Annotated in this window: 19 protein-coding genes; 13 read left to right on the forward strand and 6 right to left on the reverse strand. The window is 63.1% G+C overall.

The window, feature by feature from the left end; all coding sequences use genetic code 11:
* Positions 1 to 15: 15 nt before the first annotated feature.
* From LGH82_RS23400 to LGH82_RS23420, 5 genes are all read left to right on the forward strand, one after another.
* Entirely contained in the window at positions 16 to 636 is a 621-nt protein-coding gene (locus LGH82_RS23400) for a glutathione S-transferase family protein (RefSeq protein WP_227345016.1), read from the forward strand.
* Complete coding sequence (gene fhmpcd1 / locus LGH82_RS23405; RefSeq protein ID WP_319799952.1) at positions 636 to 1,565, forward strand: 5-formyl-3-hydroxy-2-methylpyridine 4-carboxylate 5-dehydrogenase; 930 nt, start codon at positions 636 to 638, stop codon at positions 1,563 to 1,565. Before LGH82_RS23400 ends, fhmpcd1 begins: the two co-directional genes overlap by 1 nt.
* 121 nt (positions 1,566 to 1,686) lie before the next feature.
* A complete protein-coding gene (locus LGH82_RS23410; protein WP_227345018.1) occupies positions 1,687 to 2,517 on the forward strand; it encodes an ABC transporter ATP-binding protein in 831 nt (276 codons plus the stop codon).
* Positions 2,514 to 3,329, forward strand: a complete 816-nt coding sequence (locus tag LGH82_RS23415) for an ABC transporter permease (protein ID WP_227345019.1) — start codon at positions 2,514 to 2,516, stop codon at positions 3,327 to 3,329. The genes LGH82_RS23410 and LGH82_RS23415 overlap by 4 nt, the downstream gene beginning before the upstream one ends.
* A gap of 36 nt (positions 3,330 to 3,365) precedes the next feature.
* The gene (locus LGH82_RS23420) at positions 3,366 to 4,376 is read left to right on the forward strand and encodes an ABC transporter substrate-binding protein (RefSeq protein WP_227345020.1); all 1,011 of its coding nucleotides are present in this window, start codon (positions 3,366 to 3,368) and stop codon (positions 4,374 to 4,376) included.
* 35 nt (positions 4,377 to 4,411) lie between these two features.
* On the opposite strand, the gene LGH82_RS23425 is transcribed toward LGH82_RS23420, so the two are convergent.
* Positions 4,412 to 4,837, reverse strand: coding sequence for a hypothetical protein (locus LGH82_RS23425; protein WP_227345021.1), 426 nt, complete (start codon positions 4,835 to 4,837; stop codon positions 4,412 to 4,414).
* 137 nt (positions 4,838 to 4,974) lie between these two features.
* Between LGH82_RS23425 and LGH82_RS23430 the strand changes: the two genes are divergently transcribed.
* From LGH82_RS23430 to pldH, 7 genes are all read left to right on the forward strand, one after another.
* A complete protein-coding gene (locus LGH82_RS23430; protein ID WP_227345022.1) occupies positions 4,975 to 5,964 on the forward strand; it encodes a putative B6 ABC transporter substrate-binding protein in 990 nt (329 codons plus the stop codon).
* A 76-nt stretch (positions 5,965 to 6,040) separates the two neighbouring features.
* Entirely contained in the window at positions 6,041 to 7,609 is a 1,569-nt protein-coding gene (locus LGH82_RS23435) for a putative B6 ABC transporter ATP-binding protein (protein WP_227345023.1), read from the forward strand.
* Entirely contained in the window at positions 7,606 to 8,697 is a 1,092-nt protein-coding gene (locus LGH82_RS23440; RefSeq protein ID WP_227345024.1) for a putative B6 ABC transporter permease subunit 2, read from the forward strand. Before LGH82_RS23435 ends, LGH82_RS23440 begins: the two co-directional genes overlap by 4 nt.
* Positions 8,698 to 8,700: 3 nt before the next feature.
* On the forward strand, positions 8,701 to 9,636 hold the full coding sequence (locus tag LGH82_RS23445; RefSeq protein ID WP_227345025.1) for a putative B6 ABC transporter permease subunit 1: 936 nt from the start codon (positions 8,701 to 8,703) through the stop codon (positions 9,634 to 9,636).
* Positions 9,637 to 9,683: 47 nt separating this feature from the next.
* Entirely contained in the window at positions 9,684 to 10,490 is an 807-nt protein-coding gene (pldA, locus tag LGH82_RS23450; protein ID WP_227345026.1) for a 4-pyridoxolactonase, read from the forward strand.
* Between the two features lie 145 nt (positions 10,491 to 10,635).
* Positions 10,636 to 11,814, forward strand: a complete 1,179-nt coding sequence (gene ppaT, locus LGH82_RS23455; protein WP_227345027.1) for a pyridoxamine--pyruvate transaminase — start codon at positions 10,636 to 10,638, stop codon at positions 11,812 to 11,814.
* A 39-nt stretch (positions 11,815 to 11,853) separates the two neighbouring features.
* Entirely contained in the window at positions 11,854 to 12,600 is a 747-nt protein-coding gene (pldH, locus tag LGH82_RS23460; RefSeq protein ID WP_227345028.1) for a pyridoxal 4-dehydrogenase, SDR-type, read from the forward strand.
* 100 nt (positions 12,601 to 12,700) lie between these two features.
* On the opposite strand, the gene LGH82_RS23465 is transcribed toward pldH, so the two are convergent.
* The 5 genes from LGH82_RS23465 to cyoA form a co-directional block, all read right to left on the reverse strand.
* A complete protein-coding gene (locus LGH82_RS23465) occupies positions 12,701 to 13,435 on the reverse strand; it encodes an SURF1 family protein (protein ID WP_413771389.1) in 735 nt (244 codons plus the stop codon).
* Between the two features lie 98 nt (positions 13,436 to 13,533).
* Complete coding sequence (gene cyoD, locus LGH82_RS23470) at positions 13,534 to 13,914, reverse strand: cytochrome o ubiquinol oxidase subunit IV (protein WP_227345029.1); 381 nt, start codon at positions 13,912 to 13,914, stop codon at positions 13,534 to 13,536.
* Complete coding sequence (cyoC, locus tag LGH82_RS23475) at positions 13,911 to 14,537, reverse strand: cytochrome o ubiquinol oxidase subunit III (RefSeq protein WP_227345030.1); 627 nt, start codon at positions 14,535 to 14,537, stop codon at positions 13,911 to 13,913. Before cyoC ends, cyoD begins: the two co-directional genes overlap by 4 nt.
* Before the next feature lie 5 nt (positions 14,538 to 14,542).
* Positions 14,543 to 16,555 (reverse strand): cytochrome o ubiquinol oxidase subunit I, encoded by a 2,013-nt coding sequence (gene cyoB / locus LGH82_RS23480; RefSeq protein WP_227345031.1) that lies wholly within the window; start codon positions 16,553 to 16,555, stop codon positions 14,543 to 14,545.
* 15 nt (positions 16,556 to 16,570) lie between these two features.
* The gene (gene cyoA, locus LGH82_RS23485) at positions 16,571 to 17,740 is read right to left on the reverse strand and encodes a ubiquinol oxidase subunit II (RefSeq protein ID WP_227345032.1); all 1,170 of its coding nucleotides are present in this window, start codon (positions 17,738 to 17,740) and stop codon (positions 16,571 to 16,573) included.
* A 181-nt stretch (positions 17,741 to 17,921) separates the two neighbouring features.
* Here cyoA and LGH82_RS23490 point away from each other — a divergent pair, with 181 nt between their 5' ends.
* The gene (locus LGH82_RS23490; protein ID WP_227345033.1) at positions 17,922 to 19,235 is read left to right on the forward strand and encodes an MFS transporter; all 1,314 of its coding nucleotides are present in this window, start codon (positions 17,922 to 17,924) and stop codon (positions 19,233 to 19,235) included.
* Positions 19,236 to 19,250 lie beyond the last annotated feature (15 nt).

Here is a 19,250-nt window from a genome sequence, read left to right on the forward strand (position 1 = left end):
AATCGAGGAGACGACATGTACAAGCTCTTAGGCCGCCAGACATCAGGCAACGTTCAAAAGGTCCTCTTCATGCTCGAGGAACTTGGGGCGTCCTACAAGCGCGAGGACTACGGTCGCCAGTTCGAGAACACGCAGACGGCGGAATACAAGGCGCTCAACCCGACCTCCAAGGTGCCGACGCTGGTCGACGGCGACACGGTGATCTGGGAGTCCAACACCATCCTGCGCTATCTGGCGGCAACGGGCGGCGAGCAGCTCACGGGTGCCACGCCGGCGGAGAAGACCGAGGTCGAGCGCTGGATGGATTTCCTGCTGGCAGCCGTCAATCCCGGCTATCTGGCCGCCTTCAAGGGCGCCAAGCTGACGTCCGACGAACAGACCGCTGAATACAAGGAACAGGTCAAGGACCTCGTCGCGCAGCTCAAGATCGTTGACGGTCATCTGGCCGGCAAGGATTTCCTGGCGCTCGGCAAGCTGACCCTTGCCGACATAGCCTGCGCGCCGATCCTGAAGCGCTGCGCCGACTTCAAGATCGACCGGCCGTCGATGCCCAATCTGGAGCGCTGGGTGGCCGCCATCGCAGCTCGCCCGGCCTTCAAGGCGGCAACCGCGCCTGCGCCCGCAAAGGCTGCATGATGATCAAGCGCGCTGCCCTCATCGGATTGGGCACGATGGGTCCGGGCATCGCCGCGCGGCTTTCGCGTGGCGGGCTCGATGTCACGGCGTATGATGTTGCGCCGGCGGCAATCGAGCGCGCCCGCGGCATGCTTGACCTCGCCGGCGGCGTGCTCGACCGTCTCGACATCAAGGCGCCTGAAGCCGGTGCCGGCAGCGTGCGTTTCGTTGAGACGATCGCCGAGGCCGTCGATGGCGCCGAACTGGTCATCGAGAACGTGCCCGAGAATATCGACATCAAGGCACAGACCTATCGTGACATCGATCCGCTGATCGGCCCGAAGGTCATCGTCGCGTCCGACACATCAGGCATTCCGATCACCAAGCTGCAGGCGCATATCTCGCATCCCGAGCGGATGGTCGGCATGCACTGGTCGAACCCGCCGCACATCATCCCAATGATCGAGGTCATCGGTGGGGAGAAGACAGCGCCGCAGACCGTGGCTGCTATCCGCGACCTGATCCGCTCGATCGGCCTGTTGCCGGTGGTGGTGATGAAGGACGTTCCAGGCTTCGTCGAGAACCGCGTGCTCTATGCGCTGCTGCGCGAGGCGGTCGACCTTGTCGAGCGTGGCGTCATCGAGCCGGAAGACCTCGACACCTGCGTATCCTGGGGCATCGGCTACAAGATCGCCGTCGTCGGGCCGATGGCGCTGCTCGATATGGCGGGGCTGGATATCTACAAATCCGTCTCGTCCTTCCTGAACGCCGATCTGTCCAATCGCGACGATGTCGCGCCGATGGTGCTGGAGAAGACCGGGGCGTCGAAGTTCGGCATCAAGTCGGGCGAGGGCATGTTCTCCTACACACCCGAACAGACCAAGGCGCTGCAGTCCGAACGGGCGCGCAAGCTCGTCGCGGTTCGGCGCATCCTGGAAGGCCGGGAGTAGTCGATGGCACACATGGCGCAAGAGGCTGGCCGGGTTGGGGAGTTCCACTGGTTGGCCATTTGCGCGAAGCGCGCCGTCACGGACCAGGCGGCGTGGCTGACGACAGTGCGCGGGGCAGGCCATGCGTATTGAAACCATCCGAGCAGCCGGTGGCAAGCCGGCCCATATCCGCCATGACGATCTGATCTCCGCCAAGGGTGTTTCGGTGGTCATGGCCCGGCAGACGGTGCTCCAGAACATCGATCTCTCGGTGCCGAAGGGGTCGTTCGTATCCCTCATCGGTCCTTCCGGCTGCGGCAAGAGCACCTTGCTCAAGGTTTTGGCTGGGCTCGTAAGCCCGTCAAGCGGCAGCGTTTCGATTGCCGGGCTTTCGCCCGTCGAGGCAGCGCGCAAGCGCATGATCGGCCTCGTCTTCCAGGACGCCAATTTGCTGCCTTGGAAGAACGCCGTCGACAATGCCTCAATGCTGCTCGGCATTGCCGACAGGTCGCTGTCGCGCGCGGATTTGCGGGCACGCGGCCAGGAGATGCTGGAGCTGGTCGGGCTGGGCGACAGCGCCCACAAGCGGCCCAATGAATTGTCTGGAGGTATGCGGCAGCGGGTCGCCATCGCCCGTGCGCTGGCACTCGACCCGGCGGTGCTGCTGATGGACGAGCCATTCGGCGCGCTCGACGCCATTACCCGCGATTCGATGGGCCAGTCGCTGCTGGAGATCTGGCAGCGCACCGGCAAGACGATCGTGCTCGTCACCCATTCGATCGACGAAGCCATCCATTTGTCGCGCCACGTCCATGTGCTGGGGATCAAGCCGGGGAGGATCACCGAGAGCCTCGACATCGGGCTGCCCTATCCACGCGACCTGACTGTGACGGAAGATCCGGAATTCGTCAGGCTGGTGGTTCAGTTGCGCACGATGCTGCGCGCCAGCCATCAACCGGGAGGCGGGTCATGAGCGATCAACCCGTCACGAATCTCTCCGAGCCACGGACGGCCTCAAGCTGGAGTGCCGCGACTGGCAGCTGGCTTCCGGCGGTCATCCTGCTGCTGGTCACGATCGTGGCGTGGGAAGCCGCGGTGCGGATCTTCGCCATATCCGCGTTCATCATCCCCGCCCCATCCGAGATCGCGAAATCGCTGGTCGCGCAATGGGCAACGCTGATGCAGGCGACGCTGGTGACGGCGGGCGAGATCCTGTTCGGGTTCCTGGTCTCGGTCGTGGTCGGCATTGCCATTGCGCTGGTCATCGTGCGCTTCGACTGGCTGGGGCGCGCGCTCTATCCGCTGGTGGTGCTGTTCCAGAATGTGCCCAAGGTGGCGCTGGCGCCGATCTTCATCCTCTGGTTCGGCTATGGGCTCGCGCCCAAGATCGGCCTGATCCTGGTCATCGCCTTCTTTCCGGTGACGCTGTCGATGCTGGCCGGCATGCAGTCGGTCGACCGCTCGCTGCTGTCGCTGATGAATTCGGTCGGCGCCAGTCCAACGCAGATCCTGTTCAGGATTCGCGTCCCGCACTCGCTACCGAACCTGATGGCCGGAACCAAGATCGCCGCGACCTTGAGCGTGATCGGCGCCATCGTCGGCGAATTCGCCGGCGCCTCGGATGGTCTCGGCTACGTCATCCAGTTCGCGTCGACCCAGCTCGACACCGCGCTGGTGTTCGCGGCGCTGCTGCTCGTTTCCGTGCTCGGCATCGCCTTCTACTACGCCGCCGAAATTCTCGAACGCATCGTGGTGCCGTGGGCGCCGAAATTCAGCCAGGCCTAGGTTTTCTGGGACAGCCAACGTGAAGAGGATCGATCAATGCTGAGACGCTCACTTATCAAGGCCGTTACCTTAGCGGCGTTTGCCGGTGCCATCGGCCTCTCGAACGCGGCCCTGGCGGCGGACAAGGTCAACGTCCAGCTCGACTGGGTGGTGCGCGGCAACCATGCCATGTTCTTCGTCGGCAAGGAAAAGGGCTTCTTCGCCAAGAACGACATCGACGTCGCCGAGATCCGCAAGGGCTCCGGTTCGCCCGACGCCATGCGCCTAGTGGGCAACGGGAACGCCGATTTCGGCTTCGGCGATCTCCCAACGCTCGCCGTCGCACGGTCGCAGGATGTTCCGGTCGTGGCGCTCGCGGCGGTCAACCAGCACTCGCCGCTGGCGATCATTTCGCTGGCCAAGACGGTGAAGCTGGCCAAGCCGTCCGACCTCAAGGGCCTGACCATCGGCATTCACCCCGCCGGTTCGACCTATCTCTTCTTCAAGGGTTTCCTGGCCGCCAATGGCCTGACCGAAAAGGACATGACGCTGAACAGCGTCTCGCCGCCCTATGAAAGCTATTTGCTTCTGGGCCGGGTGCAGACGGTGGTCGGCTATGTCGATGCCGAGGTTCCCGAACTGGAGGCCAAGGCCGGCGGCCCCGGCTCGCTCAGCATCATGATGGGCACCGACTATGGCTGGAAGGCCTATGGCTCGGGTCTTTTCACCTCGCAGAAGATGATCAAGGACAAGCCGGACGTCGTCGCCCGCTTCGTCAAGGCATACCGCGAGGCTTTCGACTATGTCGTGGCGCATCCGGAAGAGGCCGCCGAGATCACCGCCAAGGCGGTGCCCGGCTACGCCGACAAGAAGGATGTGCTGCTGGCGCAGATCAACGCCGACATCGCGTCGACCTTCACCAGCCCCGACACCAAGGAGCACGGTCTTGGCTGGATGACCAAGACGCAGTGGGAGGAAACCCTGAAGACGCTGACGGATCAGGGCGTGCTCAAGGCGACGCTCTCGGCGGACGATGTGTTCACCGACACATTCCTGGCGAAGGAATAGGTGCGCGATGTGCGAGCGGGCAGGTCGATGAGCGTCTATCGGCAGACCAGGCTGTCCTGCTCGACGTCGCAGGACACGGCGCGCTTGCCCTTGGCCGCGTCGGCACGGTCGAGCGTGATCTGCACGCGGGTGGCGTATGCGCGGCCAGCCAGGCCACACCACAGCCGCTCGACAGGCAGATTCTCTCTGTGGTCGTTGAGGATCGTGAAGGTGCCGGTCTTCGCATCGAACCAGAGTTCGACGCGGGCGCTCTTGCCGGGTTCGACCATCGCGATTCCGGCCGAATACCAGTGGGCGAAGTCAGCGTTGCAGGACAGAACTTCACTGCCCGCATTCGAAATCGTCAACGGCACCATATCGAGCCCGTCAGTTCCGATGCGGACGATGACGTGGTGCAACTCAACCGCGTTGGCGAAAGACGTGAACGCTAGAATCGCCGGAAGGACATAACGAATCTTCACTTTGCCTGAGCTCCGTATTTAATTGTTCAGGCAGTCTATCTCGCTTTTGCGCAATAACAATAAGAATATTTGTCAGTGAATCAAATGGAGAGGGTAACATGTTAAAGCTTCTGAAGAGCAGTGTAAGCGCAATTATATTGAGCTCCGTCTTGATGGGCGGCGCGTTTGCCGGTGAGGTCAAGTCGATCGCCATCCTGACGCCCGAAGAAGGCACGGATTATGGCTGGAACCAGCAGGGCATCGACGCCGCCAAGGCGGCGGGCAAGGCCGCCGGCGTCGAAGTGGTCGTGGCCCAGGGCCTCGGCTATGGCGATGTCCGTCCGACCTTGCGCGAACTAGCGTCCGATGGCGCCAGCCTGCTGATCGCACATGCCAGCGGGTACAACACCTCGGCACCCGAAATCGCCAAGGAATTGAAGGTTCCGGTGGCGATCGTCGACACCCCCAATGGCCTGGAGAAGGGCCTTGTCGCCGATTACACGCTGAGCGGCCACCAGGGCGCATATCTTGCCGGCCGTCTCGCCGCCAAGATGTCGCGCTCGAAGTCGGTGGGCATCGTCGTATCGGGCGAACCGCCATCATGGAATTCGCAGTCGGCGGCGTTCGCGCAGGGCGTGAAGGCGGAGAACCCGGCCGTCAAGATCACCTATGCGGTGATCGGGCCGGCTGCCTACAGCGATGCGGCCGGCGGCAAGCGCGTCACCGAAAGCGTGATCGCGTCGGGCGCGGACATCATCTTCGGCCAGGGCAATGGTTCGAGCTTCGGCATGCTGCAGGCGGTCGAGACGACCAAGGCAGCGGATGGCGGCAAGGTCTATTTCATCGACGTCATCGGCGACAAGTCGCCGATCGACAAGGGCTTCCTGCTGTCGTCAGTGGTGTGGAACATCGAGCCCGTCTATGCGGCGATGATCGCCGACCTGAAGGCCGACACGTTCGGCACCAAGCACTATGCGATCGGCCTCAAGGATGACTCGGTCAAGCTGCTGAGGACCGCCGCGATCCCGGACAATGTCTGGGCGGAAATCCAGGCGGTGCGCGAAGACGTCATCTCCGGCAAGATCAAGGTCGATCCGGTGTTTGACGCAGCCGCCGTCAGGGCGCTGATGACAAGCGTCGCCCCGTAAGGCGACCAAGATCGGCTGCCGGAGGGGTGATCCGTTCACCCCTCCGGACGATTCCATTTTTCAGTGCTGGGCTTTCATGAGCAGTTCTTCTTCATCGTCCGTTGCCGGGCGCGACATTGTCGCGCTTGAAGGCGTGACCAAACGATTTCCCGGCATTATCGCCAATGACAGCATCGACCTGTCGATCCGTCCGGGCGAGGTGCATGTGCTGCTCGGCGAGAACGGCGCGGGAAAATCCACGCTGATCGGCATGCTGTCGGGCCTGCAGCAGCCGGACGAGGGACGCATCCTGGTCGACGGCAAACCGACGCCAATCAATTCGCCGCGCCATGCGCTGGCGCTCGGCATCGGAACCGTCTTCCAGCACATGATGCTGGTGCCGACGCTGACCGTGGCCGAGAACCTGTTGCTCGGCGGACCGTGGTGGCAGCGGCCCAGGACCGAAGAGCTGGCGGCGCGCGTCTCCGAGATCACCAGCAGCCTTGGGATCACGGTGAAGCTGCATGCCAAGGTATCGGAGCTTTCGCTTGGCGAGCAGCAGCAGGTCGAAATCCTGCGCGCCATGGTGCGCAACAGCCGCCTGTTGATCCTCGACGAATCCACCTCGATGCTGACGCCGAAGGGCATCGACGAGTTGGGCGCGCTGATGCGCCGCCTGGTCGAGCAGGGCCTGGCGATCGTCTTCATCACGCACAAGCTCAAGGAGGCGGCGGCCTTCGGCGACCGCATCTCGGTGCTGAAGCTCGGCCGCAAGGTCGGCGAGATCCCGCCCGAGCGGTTTCGGGCGCTCGGCGAACAGGAGATCATCTCCGAAATCGTGGAATTGATGTTCGGCAAGCAGAAGGACGACCCGGAAGTGGTCGAGCGTCCAGTTCGCACTGTCCGCACGGATGCCGCCCCGCTGCTTCAGGTCGCGGACCTAGCGGTCGCGGCAACGGACAATGCGCCGGGCCTGTCGTCGATCTCCTTCGATATCCGCCCGGGCGAGATACTGGGCATCGCCGGCATCGACGGCAACGGCCAGAAACAGCTGGCGGAGGCGCTGGCTGGCCAGCGCGTGGCGACAAGCGGTTCGGTGCGGCTGGAGGGCACCGCTATCGAGGCCCTGAGCGTCGGCGAACGCCGCCAGCGCGGTCTTCGCTACCTGACCGACGACCGGCTGGGCGAGGGCACCGTCGGGACCTTCCCGGTCTCGATCAATTTCTTTCTCAAGCAGGTCGGCGCGGCGCCGTTCTGGCGCAACGGCGTCGAGCAGCGCGGCGAGATCGACAAGCGCGCCGCCCAACTGGTGCGCGAATACGATGTGCGCACGCCAAGCCTGAAGACGCCGGTCGCACGGCTCTCCGGCGGCAACATCCAGAAGGTGCTGCTGGCGCGCGAACTGGCCGAAGGCGCGAAAGTGGTGATCTTCAACAAGCCGACCTACGGGCTCGATCTCGCCAACACATTGGCGTCGCGCCAGCGCATCCGCGACACGGCGGCGCGCGGCCTTGCCGTGTTGTTGATCTCCACCGACCTCGAGGAGTTGCTGAGCATGTGCGACCGCATTGCCGTCATCGCCGATGGAGCGCTGGTCGGCACGGTCGCCAATGCCGACGACGCCCGCACCAAGGTCGGTCGCCTGATGATCGGACTTGCCGCATGAGCATCGACACCGCACCCACCGCCAGTGCACTCGATGCCACGAGCGGGGCGGCGACGCGCCGCGACATCCTGCATCGGCTGCTGATGACGCTTGGGCCCATCCTTGCCGCTCTGGTCATTGCCGGCTGCATCCTGCTTGCCGTCGGCGTCGATCCGCTCGCCTATTATGGCTATGTGCTGGAGAAAGGCCTGTTTTCGCCGCTCGGCATCCAGCAGACGCTGACCCGCATGGCGCCGCTGCTGTTTCTTGCCGCGGGCCTGATCGTGGCCTTTCGCGCCGGCATGTGGAATCTCGGCGGCGACGGCCAGTTCCTGCTTGGTGCTGTGACGGCGGCTGCCAGTGCTCCGGTGTTCGTTCAGATCATGCCGGCCTGGCTGGCGCTGTTCTGCGCGTTCCTCATCGCCATGGTTGTCGCCATGATCTGGTCGTTGGTGCCCGCGCTGCTGCGCGCCTATCAGGGCGTCAACGAGATCATCACCACGCTGATGATGACGTTCCTTGGCACGTCGTTGGCCAATGTGCTGGTCAAGCTGGTGTTTCGCGATCCCTCCACGACCGTTCCGCAGACCCGAACGCTGCCGGTGGAAGACCGGCTGCCGCGCCTGTTCGAAACGACGATCACCAGCGGCCTGCTGCTTGGGCTGGCGGCGATCATCATCGTGCATCTGGTGATGACGCGCACGGCGTTCGGGCTGAAATTGCGGATCGTCGGCGCCAACCCGCGCGCGGCGGTTCATTCGGGGCTGGGCGTGCCCGGCCTGACCATAGCTGTCTTTGCCATTTCGGCTGGGTTAGCCGGCTTGGCTGGCGCGGTCGACATCATCGGCGTGCAGGGCAATGTCCGTGCCGACTGGAACCCTGCTTATGGCCTTGCGGTCATTCCCGCGGTGTTCCTGGCCCGCATGAACGGCTTTGCGGCAATCGGCTTCGTGTTCCTGCTTTCGGTGCTGTCGATCGGCGGCGAGAGTGCTGCGCGGCGGCTTGGCGTACCCAATCATTTCACGCTGGTGCTGGTCTCCATCGTGCTGATCGTGCTCGCTCTGGCCGAATATTTCGACCATCGATACAACCAGTCGCGGAAGGCCTAGGGCGTGACCGGGCTCTTCAGCGAAGTCTTCCTCAGCGCGCTCCTGTTCGGCGCGGTCACCGCGGCGATCCCGCTGTTGCTTGCCGGGCTCGGCGAGCAGATGTCGGAAAAGGCGGGTGTGCTCAACATCGGCATCGAAGGCATGATGCTTGCCGGCGCCTATCTCGGCTTCGTCGGCGCCTTCTATTCCGGGTCGCTTTGGCTGGGCTTCCTCACCGGTGCCGCCGGCGGCGCTGCGGTGGCGTCTATCATGGCGCTCTTGTGCGTGCGTATCGGGTTGAACCAGATCGTCATCGGTATCGCGCTGACGCTCGGTCTCGAGGGCCTGACAGCGCTACTTCACCATTTCCAGTTCTCGCGCAGCTATCCCCGCCTGCCGGCGGCGGACGCGACCGTCATTCCGCTGCTGTCGGACATCCCGGTGATCGGGCCGGCCTTCTTCAAACACCATCTGATCGTCTATCTGGCGGTCGCGCTGGTGTTCGGCATGAGCTACCTCTACCGACGCACGCAGCTCGGCCTCAATCTGCAGGCCGCCGGCGACAAGCCGGCCGCGCTTGACGTCGCCGGCATCGACGTCATCAGGACCCGTACCATCGCGGTGCTGACGACCGGGGCACTGGCGGGGCTCGGCGGCGCCTATCTCGCCAATGTCGGGGCCGGCCTGTTCATTCCGTTCATCACCAACGGCGCCGGCTTTCTCGGCATCGTGCTGGCCATGCTGGCGCGGGGACGGCCGATCTGGGTGCTGTTCGGCGCCTTGCTGTTCGGCGTCTGCCTATCGCTGACGACCGCCATGCAGGTGGCGGGCATCAACATACCGACCGACGTCATCCAGATGCTGCCGTTCCTGGCTGTCATGATCATGCTGGTGCTGTTCGGGCGGCGCGCCAGCCTGCCGGCGGCACTCGGCATTCCATACGAGCGCGGTGCGCGCTGACAACAACAGATGCGCGGACGGGACCCGCGCCAAAACAGGAGGCAACAATGTCGGATACCAAGGTCTACCTGCTCGACGGCGGCTCGCTCGTTCTCGACGGCTATCATGTGTTCTGGAATCGCGGCCCTGGTGGCGAAGTGCGCTTCCCGGTCTATTCGATCCTGATCGAGCATGCCGAGGGCCGCTTCCTCATCGACACCGGCTACGACTACGACCACGTCATGAAGGTGCTGCCGTTCGAAAAGCCGATCCAGGAAAAGCACCAGACGATTCCCGGTGCGCTTGCCCTGCTTGGGCTCGAGCCGAAGGACATCGACGTCGTCGTCAATTCGCATTTCCATTTCGACCATTGCGGCGGCAACAAGTATTTTCCACATGCCAAGAAAATCTGCCACCGCACGGAGGTGCCGCAGGCCTGCAGCCCCGAGCCTTTCGAACATCTCGGCTATTCGGACCTGAGCTTCTCGGCGGAAGCGGCGGAGGCCCGTGGCGCGACCGCGCAGCTGCTGGCCGGCACGACGCGCGCCAACTCGACCTTCGAAGGGATCGACGGCGACATCGATCTTGCCAAGGGCGTCAAGCTGATCTCGACGCCGGGCCATTCGATCGGCCATTACAGCCTGCTGGTCGAGTTCCCCAAGCGCAAGCCGATCATGTTCACCATCGACGCCGCCTATACGCAGAAGAGCCTTGAAACGCTGTGCCAGGCGGCCTTCCACATCGACCCGGTCGCGGGCGTCAATTCCATGCGCAAAGTGAAGAAACTGGCCGAGGATCACGGCGCCGAGCTGATGTACTCGCACGACATGGACAACTTCAAGACCTACAAGACCGGCACCCAGTTCTACGGCTAGATCAGGATGATGGTTGCACCATTCATCCTGATCTAGCTTTTTGTTGGAGCATGATCTCTGGACAAACGAAAACCGTTTGTCCGCGAAAACCGGTTCCCACTTTTCGGGATCATGCTCTAATCGCCGCCAATCCGGAGACAAGACCATGCGCTATTCAGATCACGCCGATCCGGTCATCACGCTGACCGCGGGCCCGGTAAACGCCTATCCAGAAGTGCTGCGCGGCCTCTCGCGCACGGTGCTTTACGACTACGACCCGGCGTTCCAGCTGTTCTACGAGAAGGTGGTCGACAAGGCGCAGAAGGCAATGCGGCTGTCCAACAAGCCGCTGATCCTGCATGGCGAGCCGGTGCTGGGCCTCGAGGCCGCCGCTGCATCCTTGATCACGCCCGACGACGTCGTGCTCAATCTTGCTTCCGGCGTCTACGGCAAGGGGTTCGGCTACTGGGCGAAACGCTATTCGCCGCATCTGCTCGAAATCGAGGTGCCCTATAACGAGGCGATCGACCCGCAAGCGGTTGCTGACATGCTCAAGGCGCATCCGGAAATCACCATCGTATCCGTCTGCCACCACGACACGCCGTCGGGTACCATCAACCCGATCGACGCCATCGGCGCACTGGTCTCGGCCCATGGCGCCTACCTGATCGTCGACGCGGTTTCTTCGTTCGGCGGCATGAAGACACATCCCGAGGACTGCAAAGCCGACATCTATGTGACCGGCCCCGGTAAGTGCCTGGGAGCGCCGCCGGCGCTGACGATCATGGGCGTCAGCGAGCGCGCCTGGGCCAAGATGAAAGCCAACAAGGCAGCACCCCGCGCGTCGGTGCTGAGCATCGTCGACTGGGAATACGCCTGGTCGCGCGACAAGCCGTTTCCGTTCACCCCCTCGGTGGCGGAAGTGAACGGCCTTGATGTCGCGCTCGACCTCTATCTCACCGAAGGCCCCGAGGCCGTATGGGCGCGCCACGCGCTGACGGCAAAGACCATGCGTACGGGCGTCGTCGGCATGGGCCTGTCGATCTGGGCCGCCAACGACAAGATCGCCTCGCCAAGCACCACGGCCGTGCGCACGCCCGAGGGCGTCGATGAAAAGGCGCTGAGGATAGCGGCGCGTGCTCGCTACGGCGTGGTGTTTTCATCGGGCCGCGGCGAAACGTTGGGCAAGCTGACGCGCATCGGCCATATGGGCCCGACTGCGCAGCCGATCTATGCGATCGCGGCGCTGACGGCGCTTGGCGGCGCCATGAACGCGGCCGGCCAGAAGCTTGCGGTCGGCAAGGGCATAGACGCGGCGCTGGCGGTTATCGACGCCGACGCCTGAACACACATCACCAGATCAAAGATTGAGGGAGCATTTTTCATGACTGGACGGCTTGCGGGAAAGACGGCGCTGGTTACGGGCGCGGCACAGGGCATCGGCAAGGCGATCGCGACGCGGCTCGCGGCCGACGGGGCTACCGTCATCGTCAGCGACATCAATGCCGAGGGCGCCAAGGCCGCCGCCGCGTCGATTGGCGGAAAGGTCAAGGCGATCACCGCCGACATTTCCGATCCGGCATCGGTCAAGGCGCTGTTTGCCGAGATCCAGGCGCTGACCGGCGGCGTCGACATCCTGGTCAACAATGCCAGCATCGTGCCGTTCATCGCCTGGGACGATGTCGACCTCGATCATTGGCGCAAGATCATCGACGTCAACCTCACCGGCACCTTCATCGTCAGCCGCGCGGCGACCGACCAGATGCGGGCGGCGGGCAAGGCCGGACGGGTGATCAGCATCGCCTCCAACACCTTCTTCGCCGGCACGCCCAACATGGCGGCTTACGTCGCGGCCAAGGGTGGCGTCATCGGCTTCACCCGGGCGATGGCCACCGAACTTGGCAAATACAACATCACGGCAAACGCGGTGACGCCTGGCCTGATCGAGAGCGACGGCGTCAAGGCCAGCCCGCACAATGAGGCGTTCGGTTTCGTCGAGATGCTGCAGGCGATGAAGGGCAAGGGCCAGCCGGAGCACATCGCCGATGTCGTGTCGTTCCTGGCGAGCGAGGACGCGCGCTGGATCACCGGCCAGACGCTGAATGTCGATGCCGGAATGATCAGACACTAAAGCGCGTCGCGTCGAAACGGATCAATGCGACGCGCTTTAGGTCTTTTGTTTTTATGCATGTCGTTCTCCCAAAACCGAGGTCACTTTTGGGCGACATGCATTAGGCAGGGTCGCTCATACCACTCGTTTCTGGTAGCCGTTGCCTCTCTTGCATCTCATGACGCCACAGGAAGGCAACGGCGCCCAGCATCATCAAGGCCAGCCCGAACCACGTGGCGGCATAGATCAGGTGGCTGTTGTGGAACGAGACGACCGTCAGGCCGCCGACCGGCCATCCGCCGGGATTGGAAGTGGCGTCGGCATCGATGAAGTAGGGGGCGGCCTCCACGATGCCTTGCTGGGTGGCGATCGCCTGGACATCGCGCGAATACCAGCGGTTACCAGCCGGATCGTTGTTGCGCAGGAAGCCGCCCTTCGGTTCGCTCATGCGCAGCAAGCCGTGAATTTCAGTGTGTTCGCCTGAGGGCTTGCCGGCCAGACGAGCCTGCGGGTCACGCTTGTCCGGCGGCACGAAGCCACGGTTCACCAGCACAGTAAAACCGTCGTCCGTGCGGAACGGCGCCATCACCCAGAAGCCACCGCCGAGATCACTCACCGCCTGAACCAGGGTCTCGCGATCGTCGAGAAAACGGCCCGCGACGACAAGCCGGCGATACTCGTCATCGGCCGCGTTGACCGTCGCCCAGGCCGCCGGCCCTGGTGCTGCCACTGGCGCCGCCCGCAGGCGATGCTCGACGCGGTCGATCAGGTCGAGTTTCCAGACCCGGCGCTCCAGCTGCCAGATTCCAAGCGCTGAAAACCCGGCCACGCCCATGGCGCCGCAAAGGGTGAGCACCAGCAGCGTCCATTTCGAACGCCAGGCTTGAGGGCTGTCGCCTCTGTCGGAACGCGGTCGCGTTTGCGCCTTTTCGTCCAAAGGAGGGGGTACGCCTCTCAGGGTATCTGGCTCATGTCGTGGCCGGGCATCATGTTGGCGTTGAGGTGGTACATGACCCAGAGCGAACCGGTCAGCGCGATCACCACCAGGATGAGGGTGAAGATCAGCGCCATCATGGTCCAGCCGCTTTCCGACCTAGTGTTCATATGCAGGAAGAACACCATGTGGACGACGATCTGCACGACCGCGAAGGCCATGATGGCGATCGCCGATGCCATCTGGTTGCCCAGCGCGTTGGTCATGACCAGCCAGAAGGGAATGGCGGTCAGCACCACCGACAGGCCGAAGCCCGTCAGATAGCCGCGCAGCGAGCCGTGATCGACGCCGTGATGCGCGTGGCCGTTTTCGGTGGTGTCGGCGTGATGTCCGGCGCTCATCGCAACATTCCCATCAGATAGACGAAAGTGAAGACGCCGATCCAGATGACGTCGAGGAAGTGCCAGAACATGCTCAGGCACATCAGGCGCCGCTGGTTCGCGGCGATCAGCCCATGCCGGGAGACCTGGACCATCAGCACCACCAGCCAGACAAGGCCGAAGGTGACGTGCAGGCCGTGCGTTCCCACCAGCGCGAAGAAGGACGACAGGAATCCACTGCGCTGCGGCGTCGCGCCTTCGTGGATGAAATGCGCGAATTCGTAGAGCTCGATGCCGAGGAAGGCGAGGCCGAACAGGCCGGTGACCACCAGCCATATCTGCATAGAACCCACGCGCCCTTTCGCCATCTCCAGCATGGCGAAGCCATAGGTGATGGAGGACAGGAGCAGCATGGTCGTGTTGAGCGCGACCAGCGGAAGATCGAACAGATCCTTCGGCGCCGGCCCGGCGGCGTAATTGCCGCCGAGAACGCCATAGACCGCGAACAGCATCGCGAAGATGAGGCAGTCGCTCATCAGATAGATCCAGAAGCCGAGCATGGTGCTGCTGCCGCTCTCGGCATGCCCGTGGTCGTCCTCCAGATGGAAGATCGTGTCGTCGATCGCAGTGTCAGCGTGTGCCATTGTGCTCATCCCGCCTGGCTGGTGACCGCGAGTAGGCGTGTCCGCTCGTCCTCGACGTGCGTGACGTCGCTGGACGGAATGTGGAAGTCCCGGTCGTAATTGAAGGTATGCGCGATGGCGGTGCCGATCAGGGCGACGAAGCTGACGATCGCCAGCCACCAGATGTACCAGATGAGCGCCACGGCGAGCACCACGCTCAACCCCGCCAGGATGACGCCGGCTCCGGTGTTGCGGGGCATGTGGATGTCGCGGAAACCCGTCAACGGACGCTGGTAGCCGCGCCTCTTCATGTCCGCCCACGCGTCGAGATCATGGACGACCGGCGTGAAGGCGAAGTTGTAGGCTGGCGGCGGCGACGAGGTCGCCCATTCGAGCGTGCGCCCGTCCCACGGATCGCCGGTGTCGTCACGAAGCTGCTCGCGCCGCATCACGCTGACGAAGATCTGGATGAGGAACGACAGGATGCCGAGCAGGATCAGGAAGGCGCCGAAGGCGGCGATGATGAACCAGATCTGCAGCGAGGGATCCTCGAAGGTGCGCAGCCTTCGTGTCACGCCCATCAGGCCGAGGATATAGAGCGGCATGAAGGCGAACCAGAAGCCGACGACCCAGAACCAGAAGGACATCTTGCCCCAGAACGGATCGAGCCGGAAGCCGAAGGCCTTGGGGAACCAGTAGCTGATGCCGGCGAACAGGCCGAACAGCACGCCGCCGATGATGACGTTGTGGAAATGCGCGACCAGGAACAGGCTGTTGTGAAGCACGAAGTCGGCCGGCGGAACCGCAAGCATCACGCCGGTCATGCCGCCGACCACGAAGGTCAGCATGAAGGCCACTGTCCACATCATCGGCAGTTCGAAGCGGATACGGCCCCGGTACATGGTGAACAGCCAGTTGAATATCTTGGCGCCCGTCGGGATCGAGATGATCATCGTGGTGATGCCGAAGAACGAGTTGACGCTCGCTCCCGATCCCATGGTGAAGAAGTGATGCAGCCAGACGAGATAGGACAGGATGGTGATGACGACGGTCGCGTAGACCATCGAGGTGTAGCCGAATAGCCGCTTGCCGCAGAAGGCAGAGGTCACCTCGGAGAATATGCCGAATGCCGGCAGGATCAGGATGTAGACCTCCGGGTGGCCCCAGATCCAGATCAGGTTCACGTACATCATCGGGTTGCCGCCGAAATCGTTCGTGAAGAAGTTCGTGCCGACATAGCGGTCGAGGGACAGCAGCGCCAACACCGCCGTCAGCACCGGGAAGGCGGCGACGATGAGCACGTTGGTGCAGAGTGCGGTCCAGGTGAAGATCGGCATTCTCATCAGGGACATGCCTGGGGCACGCATCTTGACGATGGTGCAGACGAGGTTGACGCCTGAAAGCAGCGTGCCGACGCCCGCCACCTGCAGCGCCCAGATGTAATAATCGACGCCGACATCGGGACTGTAGCCGATGCCTGACAGCGGCGGATAGGCGAGCCAGCCGGTGCGCGCGAACTCGCCGACGAACAGCGACATCATGACGATCACCGCGCCGCCGGCCGTCATCCAGAAGCTGAAATTGTTGAGGAACGGGAACGACACGTCGCGCGCGCCGATTTGCAGCGGGACGACGAAATTCATCAGGCCCGTCACCAGCGGCATCGCCACGAAGAAGATCATGATCACGCCATGCGCGGTGAAGATCTGGTCGTAGTGATGCGAATTGAGATAGCCTTCCGAGCCATTGAAGGCCATTGCCTGCTGGAGGCGCATCATGATCGCGTCGCTGAAGCCGCGCAGCAGCATGATGATGCCGAGCACCATGTACATGACGCCGATGCGCTTGTGGTCGACGCTGGTGAACCACTCGCGCCATAGATAGCCCCAGAGCTTGAAATAGGTCAGCACGCCGAGAAGGGCGATGCCGCCCAGTGCGACGACAGCGAAAGTCGCGACGACGATGGGCTCATGAAGCGGCAGCGACTCGAGCGTCAGCCGGCCGAAGATCGCCTTGAGAAGTGCGGGATTGTCGAACATGTCTTGCGTGGCGCCTCAGGAGTTGAAGGGCGACCGAACCGTGCCGGTTGCTTGGGGTGACGGCAGTCGGATCGACAGGGGCATTGGCCGTTGCAGGCCCGCGCCGAGGATCGGCGTGGAGGTCATCGGCGAAGAGGGTTGCGCCGCGTTCGAAGCCGCCAGTGCTTCCTCGGTCGTGCATATGCTGGCGACATAAGATGGTGCGGGGCCCAGCGCCGAGCCTCGCCGTGCGAACTTGTCGTATAGAAGCGGAATGGTGTTGTGGATGCCGGCGAGGCCGAGGCCGCCCTTGGCGTCGATTTGCGTCATCTCGCTCATGCACATCTTGCCGGCCTCGACGCACATGTTGAGGATCGCCTTGTAGAGATCGGGATCCACGCCCGCATAGCGTTGAACAGGCTGGTTCTCGCTGGGCTGTTCGAGCTGCAGATAGGTGGGTCGATCGAGCTTGCCACCGCCGTTCTTGGCCTTGGCGACCCATGCCTGGAAGTCGGCGTCGCTCAGTCCGTGGAAGCCGAAGTGCATTCCCGAGAAGCCGGCGCCGCTATAGTTGGCGGAGAACCCTTCATAGTCGCCGGCCTTGTTTATAACCGCGTGCAGCTTGGTTTCCATGCCGGGCATCGCATAGATCTGGCCGGCCAGCGCGGGAATGTAGAAGGAGTTCATCACCGAGGCGGAGGTGATGCGGAAACTGATCGGCCGATCGACCGGTGCCGCCATCTCATTGACCAGGGCGACGCCGTATTCCGGATAGATGAACAGCCATTTCCAGTCGAGGGCAACGACCTCGACCTCAAGCGGACGCACGTCCGGCGCAAGCGGCTTGCCGGCGGCGACACGGCCGATCGGACGATACGGGTCTAGCAGATGCGTGCCCGTCCAGGTCACGGCGCCCAGGCAGATGATGATCAGGAGAGGTACGGCCCAGATGACGAGCTCAAGGTGGGTCGAGTGGTCCCAATCCGGTTCGTAGCGCGCCTCTCGGTTGGACTGGCGGTATCGCCAGGCAAAGAATATGGTGAGAGCCATCACCGGTATGATGACGATCAGCATCAATGCCGTGGACACCACCAACAGGTCGCGCTGCTGCGCGGCCACGTCGCCGGAGGGGTTCATGACAACCATGCTGCAGGAGCCGAGCGATGCCAGCAAGGGCAGCAGGAAGAGGGTACGGAGACGGCTCAATTTATGACCTGTCGGTTGTTCCCCCGAGTGCTAGCTGCACTGCAGCAATGAAGGCATTGGACAATTTGTCCAATGCCGCAATGACGCGGCAACCGCCATCAAAGCACCTGGCCGGCGCATATGGCAAGCGATCGCATGCGAATGCGATGGGAGTCATGTCTCCCGGGCAACGGAGAATGCTGTGAGCCCCACTTCGAACATCGAAGCCGACGCAAGACGGATCAATGCGCGTCATCATGACGTGAAGCCTGGCGAAATCGCCGTCGGCGTCATCATCGGGCGCACGTCGGAATTCTTCGATTTCTTCGTCTACGCGATCGCCTCCGTCATCGTTTTTCCCAAGCTGGTATTCCCCTATGCCGATCCACTGACCGGAACGCTCTACTCCTTTGGCATTTTCGCGCTCGCCTTCATCGCGCGGCCGATCGGCACGACGATCTTCATCTCGGTCGACCGCGCCTTTGGGCGCAGCGCCAGGCTCACCATCGCCCTGTTCCTGCTGGGGACCTCCACCGTGGCGATCGCCTTCGTGCCTGGTTACGAGAGTATCGGCTCGGCGTCCGCCTGGCTTCTGGCTATGTTTCGTATCGGCCAGGGACTGGCGCTGGGCGGAACGTGGGACGGCCTTGCCTCGTTGCTGGCGCTGAATGCGCCGGAAAACCGTCGTGGCTGGTATGCAATGATCCCGCAGCTTGGGGCGCCGCTCGGTCTCATCGTCGCCAGCTCGCTGTTTGCATACTTTGTCGGCACCTTGTCGGCGGAAGACTTCTTCAGCTGGGGTTGGCGCTACCCGTTCTTTGTCGCCTTCGCCATCAATGTCGTGGCGCTGTTCGCGCGTCTGCGTATCGTCATGGCGCCGGAATACACGAAGCTGTTTGAAGGTCAGGAACTGGAGCCGACCTCGGTCAGCGAGACATTGCGCGCGGAAGGGCGCACTGTCGTGCTTGGCGCCTTCGCGCCGCTGGCAAGCTTCGCCCTGTTCCACATGGTCACGGTGTTTCCGCTGTCCTGGATCTTCCTGTTCACGCGCGAAGCGCCGGCGCGGTTCCTGGTGATCGAGACGATCGGAGCCTTCTTCTGTCTTGCGGCAATCGCCGTCTCGGGTTTTGTCGCCGACCGCGTCGGGCGCTGGCCGCTGCTGGGTGGCTCGGCCGTGGCCATCGCCGTGTTCAGCGGCTTCGCGCCGCAACTGCTCGACGGCGGTTTCGTCGGAGAGTCCATCTTCATGGTGCTGGGCTTCGTTCTGCTCGGCCTGTCCTTTGGGCAGTCTTCCGGTGCGCTCGCCTCGAACTTTTCCAAGACCTACCGCTACACCGGCGCCGCGCTGACCTCGGATCTCGCCTGGCTGTTCGGCGCCGGCTTCGCGCCTATCGTGGCTCTGTTCCTGTCCGCCCATTTCGGTTTGATCTCGTCGGGCGCCTATCTGCTGTCGGGAGCGGCCTGCACCTTGCTGGCACTGAGGCTCAGCCAGCGCCTGGATCGTACAACCGCCTGAGTGACATGCTCAGCC

Source organism: Mesorhizobium sp. PAMC28654, from assembly GCF_020616515.1.
GTDB lineage: Bacteria > Pseudomonadota > Alphaproteobacteria > Rhizobiales > Rhizobiaceae > Mesorhizobium.

What these genes read in the sequence shown, in the direction of transcription:
- LGH82_RS23400 (WP_227345016.1), top strand. Translation starts at nt 16, where the DNA reads ATGTACAAGCTCTTAGGCCGCCAGACATCAGGCAACGTTCAAAAGGTC.
- fhmpcd1 (WP_319799952.1), top strand. Translation starts at nt 636, where the DNA reads ATGATCAAGCGCGCTGCCCTCATCGGATTGGGCACGATGGGTCCGGGC.
- LGH82_RS23410 (WP_227345018.1), top strand. Translation starts at nt 1,687, where the DNA reads ATGCGTATTGAAACCATCCGAGCAGCCGGTGGCAAGCCGGCCCATATC.
- LGH82_RS23415 (WP_227345019.1), top strand. Translation starts at nt 2,514, where the DNA reads ATGAGCGATCAACCCGTCACGAATCTCTCCGAGCCACGGACGGCCTCA.
- LGH82_RS23420 (WP_227345020.1), top strand. Translation starts at nt 3,366, where the DNA reads ATGCTGAGACGCTCACTTATCAAGGCCGTTACCTTAGCGGCGTTTGCC.
- LGH82_RS23435 (WP_227345023.1), top strand. Translation starts at nt 6,041, where the DNA reads ATGAGCAGTTCTTCTTCATCGTCCGTTGCCGGGCGCGACATTGTCGCG.
- LGH82_RS23440 (WP_227345024.1), top strand. Translation starts at nt 7,606, where the DNA reads ATGAGCATCGACACCGCACCCACCGCCAGTGCACTCGATGCCACGAGC.
- pldA (WP_227345026.1), top strand. Translation starts at nt 9,684, where the DNA reads ATGTCGGATACCAAGGTCTACCTGCTCGACGGCGGCTCGCTCGTTCTC.
- ppaT (WP_227345027.1), top strand. Translation starts at nt 10,636, where the DNA reads ATGCGCTATTCAGATCACGCCGATCCGGTCATCACGCTGACCGCGGGC.
- pldH (WP_227345028.1), top strand. Translation starts at nt 11,854, where the DNA reads ATGACTGGACGGCTTGCGGGAAAGACGGCGCTGGTTACGGGCGCGGCA.
- cyoD (WP_227345029.1), bottom strand. Translation starts at nt 13,914, where the DNA reads ATGAGCGCCGGACATCACGCCGACACCACCGAAAACGGCCACGCGCAT.
- cyoC (WP_227345030.1), bottom strand. Translation starts at nt 14,537, where the DNA reads ATGGCACACGCTGACACTGCGATCGACGACACGATCTTCCATCTGGAG.
- cyoB (WP_227345031.1), bottom strand. Translation starts at nt 16,555, where the DNA reads ATGTTCGACAATCCCGCACTTCTCAAGGCGATCTTCGGCCGGCTGACG.